At 64.9% G+C, this 12,694-nt stretch carries 14 protein-coding genes; 8 read left to right on the top strand and 6 right to left on the bottom strand.

Going from position 1 to position 12,694, the window contains the following annotated elements:
• Nucleotides 1-69: 69 nt before the first annotated feature.
• Nucleotides 70-1,425 (top strand): chloride channel protein, encoded by a 1,356-nt coding sequence (locus LB555_RS09800; RefSeq protein WP_140822900.1) that lies wholly within the window; start codon nt 70-72, stop codon nt 1,423-1,425.
• A 54-nt stretch (nt 1,426-1,479) separates the two neighbouring features.
• Here the strand turns inward: LB555_RS09800 and LB555_RS09795 are convergent, their stop codons facing one another.
• The 3 genes from LB555_RS09795 to LB555_RS09785 form a co-directional block, all read right to left on the bottom strand.
• Entirely contained in the window at nt 1,480-1,983 is a 504-nt protein-coding gene (locus LB555_RS09795) for an invasion associated locus B family protein (protein WP_015314944.1), read from the bottom strand.
• 286 nt (nt 1,984-2,269) lie between these two features.
• On the bottom strand, nt 2,270-2,632 hold the full coding sequence (locus tag LB555_RS09790; RefSeq protein WP_224682788.1) for a YkvA family protein: 363 nt from the start codon (nt 2,630-2,632) through the stop codon (nt 2,270-2,272).
• A 138-nt stretch (nt 2,633-2,770) separates the two neighbouring features.
• Nucleotides 2,771-3,067, bottom strand: coding sequence for a 4a-hydroxytetrahydrobiopterin dehydratase (locus LB555_RS09785; protein ID WP_015314942.1), 297 nt, complete (start codon nt 3,065-3,067; stop codon nt 2,771-2,773).
• Between the two features lie 50 nt (nt 3,068-3,117).
• Between LB555_RS09785 and LB555_RS09780 the strand changes: the two genes are divergently transcribed.
• Complete coding sequence (locus tag LB555_RS09780) at nt 3,118-3,636, top strand: low molecular weight protein-tyrosine-phosphatase (RefSeq protein WP_015314941.1); 519 nt, start codon at nt 3,118-3,120, stop codon at nt 3,634-3,636.
• Here the strand turns inward: LB555_RS09780 and thpR are convergent.
• Together thpR and LB555_RS09770 are read right to left on the bottom strand one after the other, a co-directional pair.
• The gene (gene thpR / locus LB555_RS09775; protein WP_140618242.1) at nt 3,540-4,136 is read right to left on the bottom strand and encodes an RNA 2',3'-cyclic phosphodiesterase; all 597 of its coding nucleotides are present in this window, start codon (nt 4,134-4,136) and stop codon (nt 3,540-3,542) included. The genes LB555_RS09780 and thpR overlap by 97 nt on opposite strands.
• A gap of 139 nt (nt 4,137-4,275) precedes the next feature.
• Nucleotides 4,276-4,920 (bottom strand): arylesterase, encoded by a 645-nt coding sequence (locus LB555_RS09770; RefSeq protein ID WP_224682787.1) that lies wholly within the window; start codon nt 4,918-4,920, stop codon nt 4,276-4,278.
• A gap of 85 nt (nt 4,921-5,005) precedes the next feature.
• Here LB555_RS09770 and LB555_RS09765 point away from each other — a divergent pair, with 85 nt between their 5' ends.
• From LB555_RS09765 to LB555_RS09750, 4 genes are all read left to right on the top strand, one after another.
• Entirely contained in the window at nt 5,006-5,701 is a 696-nt protein-coding gene (locus LB555_RS09765) for an ABC transporter ATP-binding protein (RefSeq protein WP_140876176.1), read from the top strand.
• Nucleotides 5,701-8,250, top strand: a complete 2,550-nt coding sequence (locus LB555_RS09760; RefSeq protein ID WP_140876174.1) for an ABC transporter permease — start codon at nt 5,701-5,703, stop codon at nt 8,248-8,250. The genes LB555_RS09765 and LB555_RS09760 overlap by 1 nt, the downstream gene beginning before the upstream one ends.
• Nucleotides 8,251-8,477: 227 nt before the next feature.
• The gene (locus tag LB555_RS09755) at nt 8,478-9,251 is read left to right on the top strand and encodes a Bax inhibitor-1/YccA family protein (protein ID WP_015314936.1); all 774 of its coding nucleotides are present in this window, start codon (nt 8,478-8,480) and stop codon (nt 9,249-9,251) included.
• A 105-nt stretch (nt 9,252-9,356) separates the two neighbouring features.
• The gene (locus tag LB555_RS09750) at nt 9,357-9,935 is read left to right on the top strand and encodes a GNAT family N-acetyltransferase (RefSeq protein WP_224682786.1); all 579 of its coding nucleotides are present in this window, start codon (nt 9,357-9,359) and stop codon (nt 9,933-9,935) included.
• 74 nt (nt 9,936-10,009) lie between these two features.
• Here the strand turns inward: LB555_RS09750 and LB555_RS09745 are convergent, their stop codons facing one another.
• Nucleotides 10,010-10,390 carry a DUF2794 domain-containing protein gene (locus tag LB555_RS09745; protein ID WP_015314934.1) on the bottom strand — a complete coding sequence of 127 codons (381 nt, stop codon included), beginning with the start codon at nt 10,388-10,390 and terminating at the stop codon, nt 10,010-10,012.
• A gap of 528 nt (nt 10,391-10,918) precedes the next feature.
• Between LB555_RS09745 and LB555_RS09740 the strand changes: the two genes are divergently transcribed.
• Both LB555_RS09740 and LB555_RS09735 read left to right on the top strand, forming a co-directional pair.
• On the top strand, nt 10,919-11,578 hold the full coding sequence (locus LB555_RS09740; protein WP_015314933.1) for a helix-turn-helix domain-containing protein: 660 nt from the start codon (nt 10,919-10,921) through the stop codon (nt 11,576-11,578).
• 35 nt (nt 11,579-11,613) lie between these two features.
• Nucleotides 11,614-12,684: an extracellular solute-binding protein gene (locus LB555_RS09735; RefSeq protein ID WP_181171355.1), complete on the top strand. Its 1,071-nt coding sequence runs from the start codon at nt 11,614-11,616 to the stop codon at nt 12,682-12,684.
• The last annotated feature ends 10 nt before the right edge of the window (nt 12,685-12,694 follow it).

Below are 12,694 nucleotides of genomic sequence, written 5' to 3'. Positions count from 1 at the left end.
GATCGGCAGACTCACACTTGATCGGCGTCATGCCTGTGTTAGGGCTGGGTTTTCCCCCCGAGGATAGACATGGCCGGCCAATCGCGAAAACACCCCATGCTGCGGCGTTCGCGCGCCATGTGGGCCTCGCGCCGCGTCTGGCAGCCACGTCTGGTGTTCTGGGCCGGTGCGATCTCGATCGGCCTGATCAGCGTGCTCTTTGCCGTGCTGGCCGACAAGGCGCAGGCGCTGTTTCATGTCGTGATCGGCAATGACGGCGGCTGGCCTTTCTATCTGCCGCTGGCGATCACGCCGTTCGGCTTTGTCCTGTGCGCCTGGCTGGCGCACGCCTTCTTCCCGGGCTCGCAAGGCAGCGGCATTCCGCAGGCGATCGCCGCCCGCCACCTGCGCGACGATGACGACCGCAGCCATATCCTGTCGCTCAGGCTGGTGGTGGGCAAGATCGCGCTCACCATCGTCGGCCTGTTCTGCGGCGCTTCGATCGGCCGCGAGGGACCGACCGTGCAGGTCGGCGCGTCGCTGATGCTGCAGGCGGCGCGCTGGGGCGGCATGGCGCAGGCGCGCGGCCTGATCCTGGCCGGCTCGGCGGCGGGCATCGCGGCGGCGTTCAACACCCCGCTCGCCGGCATCGTCTTCGCCATCGAGGAAATGGGCCGCACCTATGAGGCGCGCACCAACGGGCTGGTGCTGACCGCGGTCATCCTGGCCGGCCTCGCCTCGCTCGGCGTGCTCGGCAACTACACCTATTTCGGCGTGTCCAAGGAGACGATCTCGTTTGCCGTCGACTGGCCGCTGGTGATCGCCTGCGGCGTCATCGGCGGCGGCTTTGGCGCCTTGTTCTCGTTGCTGGCGTTGAAGGCGACGCGGCGTATCCGACGCTGGAACGCGCTGCAGCCGCTGTGGCGCGCGCTGCTGGTGGCCGCGATCTGCGGACTGGCGGTCGCGGTGATCGGTATCGCCTCGGGCGGGCTGACCTTCGGCACCGGCTACGCGCAGGCGCGCAGCGCGGTCGAAGGCACGCCGCTGCCCTGGTTCTTCTTTGCCGAGAAATTCGCGGCCGGCCTGCTGTCGATGATCTCAGGCATTCCCGGCGGCATCTTCGCGCCCTCGCTGGCGGTCGGCGCCGGCATCGGCAGCTCGCTCGGCCTGATGTTCGGGAGCAGCGCGGGCGTCGCGGCCCTGCTCGGCATGGCGGGCTATTTCGCCGGCGTCGTGCAAGCGCCGATGACGGCTTTCGTCATCATCCTCGAAATGACCGGCAATCACGACAATGTCATCGGCCTGATGCTGGCTTCGATGCTGGGCTACGGCACGGCGCGGCTGATCTCGCACGAGCCGCTTTATCACGCCCTGTCGCGGGTGTTCATCGCCGAGGCGATCCGGCGGCGGCGGGCGGAGGCCGCACCGGAATCAGGGCTGGGCTGAAAAAGCAAAGGCCGGGCGTTACGGCCCGGCCTTCGGTTCAAAAACGAAGATGGCCTATTTGCACTTGGCGATCGAGGACAGCGCCGCCGAAATGCCCTTAAGCGAGAAGACATAGTTCGTGGGATTGCCGCGGCCCGACTTCGCCGACACCTTCATGTCGGTTCCGGTCTTCATCGCGGCGATCAGCACTGGCTCTTCCGCCGCGTTCTCGACCCAGGCCGATTTCCCGCGCGTGAACATCGAGAAGCTCTTCTTGTCGATGGTGACGGTGGCCTTGGAACCTTCCTGGAAATTGTAGCCGGCGATGAACTGAGGCTCATAGGACACTTGCTGGCCGGGCCGCTGGCTGACGAAGAAGAACATGTCGCCATGGTCGAGCGTCGGCGGCTGCTTGTCGGTCGGCACGGTCAGCACGTAGCAGACCTTGCCGCCCGAAGCCTGGTAGCTGTAGGTCCCCCAGGCATTGTGCTGGCCGATCTTGGTCGCCTGCTGCGCCAGCGCCGGCGCCGCCGAGGCCGCCAGGACCAGGCTCGAAACTAGTGCAATCAATCCGCGCATCGTTTTTCCCGTATTCCAAATGGTGCGGAGGCGGGCCGCGTGGCGTCCTGCCGTCGCTTCATTTTGATTTAATCTGGGTTACCAAACGGTGAATTTCCCAAGAGAAAAGGACCTTCACCCCAGGAAACCGCCGCCATTTCCGCGCCGCCGCCTTGTCAGCGGCCGGCTCGGTGTCCCTTTGGCGACTTGGAGGCCACGAAAACGGCAAGAGTTTGACTTCTAACCCGCCGCTGAACGCCCCTGTCCAGCGGTCGAGCCGTCGCGGCGGGATTCGGCCGGCGGGACTTCAGCTCTTATCGGCGATGGCGTCCTTGGCGGCTTGCCGGTGCGCGGGCGTGATATGGGCGCTGACGGCGGTGATCGCGGCGGTCAGCACGGCGATGTCGTCGGTGAAGCCGAGACCGAAGATGAAGTCGGGGATGAGATCGACCGGCAGGACGAAATAGCCGAGCGCGGCCACCAATATGCCCTTGGCACGCAGCGGCGTCTTCTTGTCCATGGCGCAGTAATAGGCGGCGACGACATCTTCCATGAACGGAATCTGCCGAGCGGCCTTCCTGGCCGTGCGCCAGAACTTTTCACGCACGTCGCCCTCGCCGGCCAGCTTGTCGCCAAAGCCGAAGAAATCAAAACCGGATTCTTGCGCCATCAATCTCTCCTTGCGGGCCTCATGCGCGTCTCAGCGCACGTCCGCCGATCAAAATGTGGTGAAAGCTTAACCCGGCTGCAAGATGCGGGCGCCGATTTGCCGGGTCCGCGCCGGGCCTGGACGTTGGACAGCCCGTGTTCAGCCGCCGAAATAGCGGTTCATCTTCTTCGCCAATTCGATGTCGAGCGCCGTCACGCCGCCGGCGTCATGCGTATTCAGGGTAACGCTGACGGTCTTGTAGACATTCGACCAATCGGGATGGTGGTCCATCTTCTCGGCGGTCAGCGCCACCCTGGTCATGAAGGCGAAGGCTTCGGAGAAATTGGCGAAGGTGAAGGTGCGGCCGATCGAGGCGCCGTCGTCCGCCAGTGCCCAGCCATCAAGCCCTGTGAGCGCTGCTTCGGCGGCCTCCCTGCCCAGTTTCTCTCTCGTCATGTCCGCTTCCCGTGCTATTGGGCTGAAGTCGTCACCATAGCGCCGGATCCATGATCGCGAAGCCCATAAATTCCATTCTTTTCGTCTGCCTCGGCAACATCTGCCGGTCGCCGCTGGCCGAAGGCATCCTTGGCGCCGTGCTGGCTGAGCGCGGATATGGCGGCGATATCGTGCTCGATTCGGCCGCGACCAGCGGCTGGGAGGTCGGCTCCGCTCCCGACCCGCGCTCGATCGCCATCGCGTCTCACCATGGCATCGACATCTCGCGGCAGCGGGCGCGCAAGATCATGCCGGAGGATTTTCACCGCTTCGACCTGATCTTCGGCATGGACCGGTCCAACGTCGCCGACCTGAAGGCGCTGGCGCCGGCGGCGGTGCGCGACCGTATCCACCTGTTCCTGGAATTCGCCGAGGGAAGGCCGCGCGATGTACCGGACCCCTACTATGAGGACCAGCAAGCGTTTGCCGAGGTCTATCGCATGATCCGCGAGGCGTCGGAGGTGCTGGCGACACGGCTGGCGGCACGCGTATCGACGCCGGACAGCGGCCATGCCTCCTCGACAATATAGGGGCCGCCACCCACCGAATCGCGCGACGACATCAGCACGAAACGGCCGATGCGGAACGGCAGCGTCGAGAAATTGCCGCGCGCCGACAGATATTGGGCGACGTCGAGCGGGCTCGAATTGCGCAGCCGCGCCAGCGTCACATGCGGCATGAACCTGCGCGGATCGGCGGGAATGCCGAGCCGCTGGCAGATGCGCTCGATTTCGGCCTGAAGAGCCGCCATATCGGGCGAGGGCGAAGCGCCGGCCCACACCGCATGCGGCTTCTTCTGGCCGAAAGCGCCGACACCGGACAAGGTCAGCGAGAAGGAAGGGCGATGCACCCGGTCGAGCGCGTTGGCGATCTCGTCGGCGACATGGCCCTGGACGTCGCCGATGAAGCGTAGCGTCAGATGGTAGTTTTCGACGTCGATCCAGCGGGCCCCGGGCAGGCCGCCCCGGAGCAGGGACAGCGAAAGGGCGGCATCACGCGGAATTTCGAGGGCGGTGAAAAGACGCGGCATGAAGAGCCTCCCTTCCTCGAATCGAAACTGTCATCCCTAGCGAATCATCGATAATCAAATGGAGCAAGTGGTTTGTTGGTCGCGGATGCAATCTACATGCAATCTAAAGCTTCCGCGGCGGAACCGGTTCCATCCGACGTCACGATCCGCCTGGCGCCGCCGCCATGGCCTTCTCGACGGTAGGCAGGATGCGTTCGACCATCAGGTCGACGCCGCGAGCACTCGGATGCAGGCCGTCCTCGAGCTGCAGGCCGGGCTGGCCGGCGACGCCGTCGAGGAAGAACGGGTAGAGCGGAACATCGTATTTGCCGGCCAGGTCGGCAAAGATGGCGTCGAAGGCGCTCTGGTAGTCGGCCCCGAGATTGGGCGCCGCCCGCATGCCGGCCAGCAGCACGGCAATCTTGCGCTCTTTGAGCCTGCCTAGCATCTCGTCCAGGTTCCGTTTCGTAATGTCGGGCGCGACGCCGCGCAGCATGTCGTTGGCGCCGAGTTCGAGGATCACCAGCTGCGTGCCCTCAGGCACCGACCAGTCGAGCCGCGCCAGGCCGCCGCTGGAGGTGTCGCCGGAGACGCCGGCATTGGCGACGATGACGTCATGGCCCTTGGCGCGAAGTGCTGCCTGCAATTTGTCGGTAAAGCCCTCGCCCGTGCCAAGGCCGTACCCCGCCATCAGGCTGTCACCGAAGCCGACGATCTTGAAAGGCGCGGCGCGCGCCGACGAAATGCCGCCGCAGATGGCGAGGAAAACGACCAGACCTGCGGCAAAGCGGCGTTTGAAAGACATGCGGCAGGCCCCATATGACAGAGAATTCTTCCGGCGATGGCTTCCGACAGGCAGAGCCTCCCTTTCCATATAGGACGCTTTCATTTTGACAGAAGCCGTCATCGCGCTGAAAGACATATCCCTGACACTCGGCGAAGGCGCTTCGTCGGTTCATGTATTGAAGGGCGTCAGCCTCGACGTCGCGCGCGGCGAGGCGACGGGCATCGTCGGCCCGTCGGGGTCCGGCAAGTCGACATTGCTGATGGTGCTGGCCGGGCTGGAGCGGGTCGATTCCGGTACGGTGCGCATTGCCGGCGAACTGCTCAACGGTAAAAGCGAAGACCAGATCGCTTCGTTTCGCGGCCGAAACATTGGCATCGTGTTCCAGTCCTTCCACCTCATCCCCAATATGACGGCGCTCGAAAATGTCGCCGTGCCGCTGGAACTGGCCGGCCACGCCGATCCCTTCTCGGTGGCGGAGCGGGAACTGGCGGCCGTCGGCCTCAGCGACCGCGTCGCCCATTATCCCGGCGAGCTCTCCGGCGGCGAGCAGCAGCGCGTGGCGATCGCCCGGGCGCTGGCACCATCGCCGCGCATCCTGATCGCCGACGAGCCGACCGGCAATCTCGATCAGGCGACGGGGCGGCAGGTCGCCGATCTGCTGTTCGCCAAGGCCGCCGAACGCGGCATGACGCTGGTGCTGGTGACCCATGATCCGGCGCTCGCGGCGCGCTGCTCGCGCCAGGTTTCGATGCGCTCCGGCCGGATCGAGGCGCCGCCGCCGGTCAGGATCACCGCCTGATGCCGCTGGCGCGGACCTTGAAGCTTGCCATCCGCTTCTCGCTGCGCGAGATGCGCGGCGGCCTGTCCGGCTTCCTCATCTTCCTCGCCTGCATCGCGCTCGGCGTGGCGGCTATCGGCGGCGTCAATTCGGTGGCCCGCTCCATCACCGCCGGTGTCGCCGATCAGGGCCAGACGCTGCTCGGCGGCGATCTTCGCTTCCAGATCAACCAGCGCGACGCCAGCCAGGCAGAACTTGGCTTTCTCGACGGGCTGGGCGTGGTTTCGCATACCGCCGGCATGCGCTCGATGGCGCGCCTGGCTGACGGATCCGACCAGGCGCTGGTCGAGGCCAAGGCTGTCGACGAGGCCTATCCGCTCTATGGCGCGCTGGAAACCGAACCGGTGCTGACGAAGCAGGAACTGTTCGGCGGGCAGTTCGGCGTTTTCGGCGCCGCGGCACCCGATCTCTTGTTCGAACGGCTGCATCTCAAGATCGGCGACCGGCTGAAGCTCGGCACCGCCACGTTCGAACTGCGCGCAAGGCTGGTGGCCGAGCCCGACGCGGTCTCCGACGGGTTCGGCTTCGCGCCAAGGCTGATGATCTCGACCGAGGGCCTGGCCGCCACCGGGCTGATCCAACCGGGCAGCCTGGTCGAGAACGCCTACAAGGTCCGGCTGCCCGCTGGTGCCGACGAGGCGCGGCTCAAGGCCATCCAGGACCGGGCGGCCAAGGATTTTCCGCAGGCCGGCTGGTCGATCCGCACGCGCAGCAACGCCGCACCGGCGCTATCCTCCAACATCGAACGCTTCTCCCAGTTCCTGACGCTGGTCGGGCTCACCGCGCTGGTGGTCGGCGGCGTCGGCGTCGCCAATGCGGTGCGCGCCTATCTCGACGGCAAGCGCGGCGTCATCGCCACCTTCAAGAGCCTGGGGGCGTCCGGCGGCTTCGTCTTTGCCGTCTACCTCGTGCAGATCCTGATCATCGCGGCACTTGGCATCGTGCTCGGCCTGGTGCTCGGGGCGCTGATGCCGTTCGCGGCGAGTGCCGCGCTTCAGTCGGTCATTCCGGTGCCGGCGCAGGGCGGCTTCTATCCCGGCGCGCTCGCCATGGCGGCCCTGTTCGGCCTGCTGGTGACGCTGGCCTTCGCGCTGTTGCCGCTCGGTCGCGCCCGTGACGTGCCGGCAACCGCGCTGTTCCGGGAGATGGGACTGGAAGGCCGGGGCCTGCCGCGCCCCGTCTATGTCGTTTGCGCGCTCGGCATCGCGCTTTTCCTGGCAGCGCTGGCGATCCTGTTTTCGGGCGACCAGCGCATCGCCTCGATCTTCGTCGGCGCCACCGTTTTTGCTTTCCTGGTGCTGCGTCTCGTCGGCGGACTGGTGCAATGGGCAGCCCGGAAAAGCCCGCGCGTGCGCTTTGTCGCGCTCAGGCTCGCCATCGGCAACATCCACCGGCCGGGGGCGCTGACGCCCTCGGTGGTGCTGTCGCTGGGGCTTGGGCTGACGCTCTTGGTGACACTGGCGCTGATCGACGGGAATCTCAGGCGCCAGATCTCCGGCAGCCTGCCGGAGCGGGCGCCGAACTTCTTCTTCGTCGACATCCAGGGCAGCGAAGTCGATGCGTTCTCCTCGCTGATGGCGAAGGAGGTGCCGCGGGGAACGCTGACCAAGGTGCCGATGCTGCGCGGCCGGGTCATGGCTCTCAACGGCGTCGATGTCGACAAGGTCAAGGTGCCTGCCGAGGGCGCCTGGGTGCTGAAGGGAGATCGCGGCCTGACCTATGACACCAGGCAACCGGAAAACGCGACGCTGACAGAGGGCAAATGGTGGCCCGACAACTATGCCGGCGAGCCGCTGGTTTCGTTTTCCGACAAGGAAGGCAAGGAAATCGGCCTGAAGCTCGGCGACACCATCACCGTCAATGTGCTCGGCCGCAATGTCACCGCCCGCATCGCTAATTTCCGCCAGGTCGAGTGGGAGACGATGGGCATCAATTTCGTCATGGTGTTCTCGCCCAACACATTCGCCGGCGCCCCGCATGGCTGGATAGCCACGCTCACCGAAAAGAACGCCTCGGCGGCCGACGACGCGCGCGTCCTCAACGCCGTCACCCGCGCCTTCCCCGCCGTGACGACGGTGCGGGTCAAGGACGCACTCGACATCGTCAACCGGCTGGTCGGCCAGCTCGGCACGGCGATCCGGGCGGCGGCCGGCGTGGCGCTGATCGCCTCGGTTCTGGTGCTTGCCGGCGCGCTTGCCGCCGGCAACCGGGCGCGCATCCACGACGCTGTGGTGCTGAAGACGTTGGGCGCCACCCGGCGAACGCTGATCACGGCATTCTCTCTGGAATACATGCTGATCGGACTGGCCACCGCCATCTTCGCGCTCGCCGCCGGCAGCGCCGCCGCCTGGTTCGTGGTCGCACGCATCATGACGCTGCCATCGCATTTCATGCCCGAGGTGGCGGTGGCGACGATTGCCTTTTCGCTGGTGATCACGGTCGGCATCGGCCTTGCCGGCACCTGGCGGGTGCTCGGCCACAAGGCGGCACCCGTGCTGCGAAACCTCTGATTCGCCGGCGGGCGCCGCCTGCCCGGGTTAAATCTTGGTAAGAATGCCGTCCGAAACGGCCGGCGAAGCGGCATTTTGGCCTGTCACGAACCGTTACACCCGGTTACGGTCTTGTTCTTGACGCGAATAACCATCATATTCCGCGCAGGCATGCTGGAGCCCCCCAGCGGCGCCTGGGTCCGCAAGAGGCCCGACACCGGACGGGGCAGAAGCAACGAGGATTTCCAATGGCTGATCCCATTCGCAACTACCAGACGTCGGCGGTGCCCGGCGTCCGCGCCGACATCGACCAGGGTCTGCGCGCCTACATGATCAAGGTCTACAATCTGATGGGGCTTGGCCTGCTCATCACCGGCCTTGCCGCCGTCGGCACGATCATGCTGGCCACCACCACCGATCCGGCTTCGGCCGTCGCGACGCTGCCGAGCGGCGAGATGCTGACCTCGTTCGGCTACGCGATCTTCGGTTCGCCGCTGCGCTGGGTTGTCATGCTGGCGCCGCTGGCCGCCGTGTTCTTCCTGTCGTTCAGGATCCAGTCGATGAGCGTCGCCGCCGCGCAGACCACCTTCTGGGTCTATGCCGGTCTGGTCGGCCTGTCGCTGTCGTCGATCTTCCTGGTCTACACCACGGCAAGCATCTCGCAGACCTTCTTCGCCACCGCCGCGGCCTTCGGCGCGCTGTCGCTGTTCGGCTACACCACCAAGCGCGACCTGTCGGCGATGGGCTCGTTCCTGATCATGGGCGTGTTCGGCATCATCATCGCCTCGGTGATCAACATCTTCCTGCAGTCGTCGGCACTGACCTTCGCCGTCTCGGCGATTGGCGTGCTGGTCTTCGCCGGCCTCACCGCCTACGACACGCAGAAGATCAAGGAGATGTATTTCGAGGGCGACGCTTCCGATGTCGCGGGCCGCAAGGCCATCATGGGCGCGCTGTCGCTCTACCTCGATTTCATCAACCTCTTCATGTTCCTGCTCCAGTTCATGGGCGACCGCCGCTAAGCGGTATTGGACCATCGACTCCTGGAAGGGCGGCCCAACGGCCGCCCTTTTCTTTTAAGCGGGCCTCTGCTGTTATCGAAAGCACAAAAGAGGCTTGCATAAAGAATGAGCAACATCGCGATCAGGCCGGCGACCCCGGCCGACCTCGAGGCCATAACCGAAATCTACGCCGACGCGGTCGCCAACGGCACGGCGAGCTATGAACTGGAGCCGCCCAGCCGCACCGAGATGGGGACGCGATTCGCCGCACTCGCGGCCGGCGGCTTTCCCTATCTGGTGGCGGAAAAGGCAGGCGCCGTGCTTGGCTATGCCTATGCCGGCGCCTTCCGGCCGCGCCCGGCCTATCGCTTCATCGTCGAGAATTCGGTTTATGTCGCGCCTGACGCCAAGGGCCAGGGTGTCGGCCTGAAGCTGATGCAAAGCCTGGTCGCGGCGGTCGAGGCGGCGGGCTTTCGCCAGATCGTCGCGGTGATCGGCGATGGCCGCGCCGACAGCGCCTCGGTCAGGTTGCACGAGAAGCTCGGCTTCCGTCATTCCGGCCGCCTCGAAGGCTCCGGCTACAAGCACGGGCGCTGGTTGGACACGGTATTCATGCAGCTGTCGCTCAACGGCGGGGCATCGCTGCCACCTGATCCGGATTCGCTGCCGGAGCGGAAGTTCCGGAAGGGGGAACTGAAGAATTGAGGAATAGGACACGCGGCGCCTGACGTAAGCGCCCCTTTCCTTCGTTCCTCAATTCTTCAGTTCGCAATTCACCCCTATACCAGCTTCAGCTTGCTGTCGAAGACGCCGAGCACGCGGCCAAGCTCCTGGCCGCGTTTGAGGATGCGCCCGCCCGCCGCGATGACGGCGAAGGCGCCTTGCTTGCGCGCCAGTTTCGGATCCTTGACGATCTGGAACAGCGGCACTTCGCTGGCACGGCGGAAGACGGAAAAGACAGCGCGGTCGGTGAGGTGATCGATGGCGTAGTCGCGCCATTCATTGGCCGCGACCATGCGTCCGTAAAGCCTGAGGATCTGGTCCAGTTCGCGCCGGTCGAAGCGGACCGGCTGGTCGAGGCGTGCGCTGCGCGCCTCGTGCAGCGGGATCAATATTGCGGATGCGTCTCCATCCCCCATCCCGCCGCCGTCATCGATCATGCCTGCCTCGATCCTTCAAAATGAATCTTTGCCAACCAAAGTTGGCCCCTTCGCATCGCAATTGCAAGAGCCGGAGAAGCGAAGGCAGCGGCGCGCCGTTTCCGTTGCGTCCAGTCACGTTTGTGAAACGCGTGTTGGAATTGGTGATGCTTCGCCACATTTCCGCCTTTTTTTATCCGCGCTCCTGCCCCAATGTCCGACGAATTTACCGGCGTTGCCTGAGACGGTTCGGTCCGGCACCGGCTCGTAAACCCCAAGCCCCCCGCCCACGGGTCTGCGTCGGATCGAACCAACCTCGGCCTTTCCTCGGAAAAGCCAGGTGCGACGATCCCAAAACCTAAATGACCGACGTCAGAAGCAAGCTGACGTCGGTTTTTTCGTTTTTGGGCCTTGCACCCGGGACTGCGCGCCGACGGCATCGGCGTAGGGCCGAAAGCGGCCAACCCCGCGTCGCCATTCAATTCTGCCGACCGTGCTTGCCATTTTCCGTTTCACTTAATAGGGTGTTAAGTGGAAACGGAGACGACAATGCCACACGCATCGGGCTCCCCAGTAAAACAGTTGAATGGCGGGGCGGCCGTGCCGGAGGCCGGCGGCGTCGGCCCTCGTATCAAGGCATTGCGCATGGCGCGGCGCGTCTCGCTGCGCCAGCTTGCCGACATGACGGGCACCACGGCGAGCTTCATCAGCCAGCTCGAGCGCAATCTGTGCGGCGCCAACACCGGCACGCTGCTCAAGATCGCCGCCGCTCTCGATCTCGGCATCAACGATCTGTTCGAGGACAATGCGCGTCCCCTGCACAAGGTGCTGAGGCGCGAGGAGCGGCCGGTCGTTCCGGTCGGCCTCCAAGGCCGCAAGATGCTCCTGTCGCGGCGGCCGATCCATCAATTCGAAGTCTATGCCGGCCATTTCGAGGTTGGCGGCTCGACCGGCGACGAGACCTATGTGCATGGCGGCGAGCACGAAATGTTCATGGTGCTCAAGGGCACCGTCGAACTGACGCTTGCCGACGAGCGCCATCTGATGCGCGAGGGCGACAGCGTCGAATACGCAACCTCGGTGCCGCACCGGACCGTCAATGTCGGCGACACGCCGGCCGAGGTGCTCTGGATCATCGCGCCGCCGACGGCCGGCGCGCTCGAACTCGATCGATACAGGCCCGGAAACCGCTCGCATCCGGGTGAATGAAAACAATGCGAGTTCTGCAAATGGGAGAGATGATCATGAAACTGAGATTTGGACATGCGGCGGCCGTCGCCGTGCTTATGGCGGCGACCGCCGCGCTCGCGCAATCCAAGCCGGTGGCGGGAGAGGTCGCCGAAGGCTCGCTGAAGGGCAAGACGCTGACCCTCGTTTCCTATGGCGGCATCTACCAGGACGGCCAGGCGGCGGCACTCAAGGAGTTCGTCGACAAGTCCGGCGTCAAGCTGCTCAATGACGGCCCGACGGAGATCGCCAAACTGCAGGCGCAGGTCGAGTCCGGCAATGTGACCTGGGACGTCGTCGATACCGACGACTTGCCGCCCTATGTCTATTGCGGCAAGCTGTTCCAGAAGCTCGATCTGACGAAGCTCGACGTCTCGAAAATCCCGGAAGGCCAGGTCGGCGAATGCTCGGTGCCGGCGATGAACTACGGTGTCGTGCTGATGTACAACAAGGAAAAGTACGGGGATAATCCGCCCAAGAGCTGGGCCGACTTCTTCGATACCCAAAAATTCCCCGGCGTGCGTGGCATCGACGGCTCCGGCAGCCCGACCGGCGGCCTGCTGGAACAGGCTTTCAAGGTTGCCGGCGGCGATCCGAAGGCGATGACGGTGGCCGATATCGACAAGGCCATCGATGTGGTCCGCAAGCTCGGCCCCGACACGATCTTCTGGAAGACGGGTGCCGAATCGCAGCAGCTCGCCGAATCCGGCGAGGCCGACATGCTGATGATGTGGACGGGCCGCGCCATGACGGCGGTCAAGAACGGTGCCAAGTACGCGCCCGCCTGGCAGGATTGGCTGGTGGTGATGGACCAGATGACGATTCCGGTCGGCGTCAAGGATACGGATGCGTCCTACGCGCTGCTCAATGCCTATCTCGGCAAGCATGCCCAGGAGATATTGGCGGAGAAGACCTCCTACACGCCGATCAACAACGACGCGCAGCCCAAGGTCGACGCTTCCGTCGCCGCCTACCTGACCAATACGCCTGAACGCCAGAAGCAGGGCTACAAGCAGAACTTCAAGTTCTGGGTCCCGAACTTTGCGGTGGCGCAGGAGAAGTGGTCGGCGCTGATGGCCGGCAACTGACCGGCTGACG

The organism is Mesorhizobium sp. BR-1-1-10, from assembly GCF_020165595.1.
Classification (GTDB): domain Bacteria; phylum Pseudomonadota; class Alphaproteobacteria; order Rhizobiales; family Rhizobiaceae; genus Mesorhizobium; species Mesorhizobium australicum.
Note: the sequence above shows the minus strand (reverse complement) of the source record. Positions and strands in the feature narration are given on the sequence as shown.